This is a genomic window from Aequorivita flava (genome assembly GCF_038742595.1).
Classification (GTDB): domain Bacteria; phylum Bacteroidota; class Bacteroidia; order Flavobacteriales; family Flavobacteriaceae; genus Aequorivita; species Aequorivita marisscotiae.
Map to the genome: position 1 here is coordinate 1 of NZ_JBANCF010000028.1, position 3,914 is coordinate 3,914.

Below are 3,914 nucleotides of genomic sequence, written 5' to 3' on the forward strand. Positions count from 1 at the left end.
TTTGGTTGAACTCCAATTACCAATTAAGTCGTTATCGATTTTCTTTTTTGAACAACTTTGTAAAATCGTAAGTAATATTAAAGTTTGGATTATCGTTTTCATTCAAATTATTGCCAACGGTCTCGGCTATGAGTAGTTGCGTGGTTTAGCACTTATCTTTGCAAGTACACACCAAACTGAAAATCCGCGAGGATTTTCAGAAGTAGGCGAGAACAAGCAATTACTTATAGCCATTGTTGTGTGTCGTTTTATTCTTTAATAATTTTAATTGTTGATATACTATTTTTAGCTTTGATTTTTAAAAAATATATTCCAGAATCAAACTCAGATATATCTATCATAGAGGTATTTAGTTTCTTTCTTATAAATTTACCTAAAATTGAATAAATAATCACTTGTTCAATTTGTGCTTTTGATTTGATATTTAACTTTGATTTAGTTGGGTTTGGATATATTTCGATTTCTGGTTTATCAAATTCTAGAATACTTAAATTTGAACAATCTAAATTATATTGTGCTTGTGTGTTATTTATATTCCAACCAGAGTTGTTAGCATAATTTACATCATCTACTTCAATACAAGTTAAATTAGGGTTGTTATAAGCAAGCATACTTAAAAAATTATTATTTCCATTTTTAATATTAAGTAAAGTAAGTTCATTATTTTGGCAGCTTAATGTATTTAAAGAAGTGTTTTGAGATAAGTCCAATTCTGTCAAATTGTTTTGCTGTAGATGTAGAGATTCTAAGTTAATATTTTGGGATAAGTCAATGTTTGAGATTAAACAGTTATGGCATCCAAATTCTTTTAAATTAATATGTTGAGTTAAATCTATATTAGTTAATAGATTAGGATTGCTAATTCCACCACATTGTAAGTCTTCAAGAATTAAGTTTTGAGAAATGTCTAAATTTGTTAATCCGTTGTTATAGCAATGAAGAATTTTAAGATTTGTATTGTTTGATATGTCTAAAGAATTTAAAATATTATTAAAACACAGTAACTCTTCAAGAGAATTTGTCTGAGGTAATATCAAACTATTTAGTTGATAATTATTGTAAACATAAAGCTTTACTAAATAAATAAGTTGAGAAACATCCAAACTTGTTAAATTATTATTAATAACAGATAAATGTTGTAGATTAACAAAGTAACTTATTTCATTCATTGATTGTATATACGAGGACGATAAATGTAAGCCTATTATAGATTCAGCTTCTGTTAATTGTATTTCTCCGTCGTTATTAGTGTCAGCATTGGTGTCAGGAAATCCATCATTATCTATATCAACACAATTGTTGTTGAGAAGTGCGTTTTTAAAATTTATATCGGAAAAATTTATTGTTTGTCCAAAACAAAATATGGGAAAAATAATTAATAATATTGAAAATGTTTTTTTCATAATTTCTTTATTAATGACACACAACGTTTCGTATAACCGCAGTTACGGGAATAAATTTAATGTTTTTCGGATAAGCACCGACGGTAGCAATAACGCGTGGATTCGGACGCAGTCGAATCCGCCGTAATTGCGGTTATGCATTGTTGGGGGTAGTTTTTATTCTCTGTTCTTTAAACCAATTCTTAGATTCTCCACTAAATAGAATAATTAGAACGTACAATTGAATCAGCATTTGAACGATGGACACAATCCCAATTATTGGATTCATTTGAAATTCAGTCATAATGATAAATGGAACACCTAACATTCCAATAATAAAAAGAACTAATAAAGTAATCCTTGCCCAATTTTTTCCTTTTCCAATTTTATATCCGAAGAACCCGATTATTAATATCGTTAATATTCCTATTGTCAAGGATTTGGGGTCAGAAAGCATTTTCTGGTCTGTCATAGTTTCATAAAGAACTGACTTTATCAATCCAATTAGAAGTGAAACGTAAACCAAGATTGACGCTTGTTTTATTTTCTTCGGCACTTCTGTCTTATAAATTTCTATTTCCATACTGTTCTTTTCAAATTACCCCCAACGGTAAGGTATAAGCGTAGTGCGGGATTAGAAGCACTTCACTTTCGGTATGATTATATGTTTTTTATTGGGCAATTTGTTTAAAATTAGTGCTTTCGCCCGTATTACGCTTATACAATGTTGTGTGTCCGTTTTTTTATTCAAATACTCGGTCTTTAAATAATGTTTTTAATTCGTCATATGATTGTTTTGGTTTTTTGCAGAGGTAGATATGTTGATATAACTCTTCTTCATTCTCCGAATAGGGATTGTAAATGGTTTTTACTATAGTTACTTCGTCAAAATACTCGTTAAAAAAGTCGCCAACATTGTAACCTAAACATATTGTTGTTTCAGGCATATCTCCCTTTGGAACCCAATTGTAGAAACTACCGTGTAAAGAATATGCTTTTGGTAAATCATATCTCTCGTTAAACAAATTCACTGCTCCTGCCTGTGCGTAATGTTTTCCCCAAATTATGGTGTTGTTTTTTTCTGGATTTGGTAGGCTGTCGTATACAGTTTTCAATTCCTTTAAAGTAACAGCCCATTTCTCTTTTGAATACCTTTCCTCAAATCTGACATTGAATTGACCACCCTTTACAACATCTCTGTTTTCATAAGGATAGTCGTGTTTTAAATAACTTTCCAATGGAAATACAGGCATCCCAAATGGGATTAAAATGACCCCAATTACAAGTAAAATTCCGATTGGATAAATCAACCATTTTCTTTTTGGCAGAATAATTTGTTCCCAAAATATGCCGCCAAACGGTAAAATTGTCAGTGCAATAGGATAAAAGTAATATCCTTTTCCTTGACTGAATGCTAAAAAGATAATAGATAATAGAATTGATACCGTTAATGGTCTATAGTTTCTCATTGAATGATGGAACATTGAAACGATTGCTGGAATAGTAATGAGCAATGTTAAAGGATTCAATGCCATAAGAAGGCCTGGTAAAACTTCTGAAGGTGTCTGTCTATCCAACTGAGTTTCATAAAGTCGGTCAAACATTTTTAGAACAGGAAAATCATTGACGATTTGCCAAATGATATTTGGGCTTATCAAAATGATAAAAACGATAATATTCCACCAAAAATTTTGCTTTATTAATGCTTGCCTTGTCGATTTAAAAAGCAATAGCGATGAAACTCCGAAAATGAAAAATACAGCATCGTATTTAGTTAAAAATGCCAATACAGCGCCAAAGGTCAGTAACCATAAATATTTTCGGTCAAGACTTTTAACATATTTAGTCAGAAAGAAAAAGTTCAGAACCCAAAACAATTGGCTAAAAACCACTGGTTGAAATAACTGTTGTGAACGTCCAAATGCTGGTGCAATGATGAAACACATCAAAACCAAAAAAACAGCTTTTGTCTTTCCGCCTAATTCTACAGTGATTTTGGAAACAAAAATGAGAATGAGAATTGCAGCAATGTCCGAAAAAATGTGGTGAACGAAAACGGATTCCGTTTGGAATAAGTTTTGGATGAATGCCAAAACTCCAATTATTGGTGGAAATTCCATAAATCCAAATGCAAGATGATTTCCTGTTTCAATATGAAGCAGTTCGTCTCCTTGAAAACCTGAATTTCTGTTAGCTATTAAATGAAGAGCTAATTTGACGATGCAAAAAGCAAATATTACAAGTTTCGTCTGTCTATTCATTTATTATTTCGGGTTTTTTTAAATGGCACACAACGTTGTTGTGTATGGTTAGTTGCGTGATTAAGTAACTAATTTAGTAAACAAATACGAACCAGATAAAATTCCGAAGGAATTTTCCAAATAAGCACTTGCCAAAGCAATTAATTATACACGTCTTAAGTTTGATTTTCACTAAATAAGTTAATTTTAAGTATTAATCAGAAAGAACAAAAGAGCGGAGTAAGGTTACTATATACGGTGAAGCTTTAGACTTCGACAACATTGATAATCC

General features: G+C 30.9%; 3 protein-coding genes. All 3 read right to left on the reverse strand.

Going from position 1 to position 3,914, the window contains the following annotated elements; genetic code table 11:
* Positions 1-248: 248 nt before the first annotated feature.
* Entirely contained in the window at positions 249-1,403 is a 1,155-nt protein-coding gene (locus VZD24_RS15085) for a T9SS type A sorting domain-containing protein (RefSeq protein WP_342688089.1), read from the reverse strand.
* A gap of 133 nt (positions 1,404-1,536) precedes the next feature.
* Positions 1,537-1,965: a hypothetical protein gene (locus tag VZD24_RS15090; RefSeq protein WP_342688091.1), complete on the reverse strand. Its 429-nt coding sequence runs from the start codon at positions 1,963-1,965 to the stop codon at positions 1,537-1,539.
* Positions 1,966-2,125: 160 nt separating this feature from the next.
* The gene (locus VZD24_RS15095) at positions 2,126-3,643 is read right to left on the reverse strand and encodes an ArnT family glycosyltransferase (protein WP_342688092.1); all 1,518 of its coding nucleotides are present in this window, start codon (positions 3,641-3,643) and stop codon (positions 2,126-2,128) included.
* Positions 3,644-3,914 lie beyond the last annotated feature (271 nt).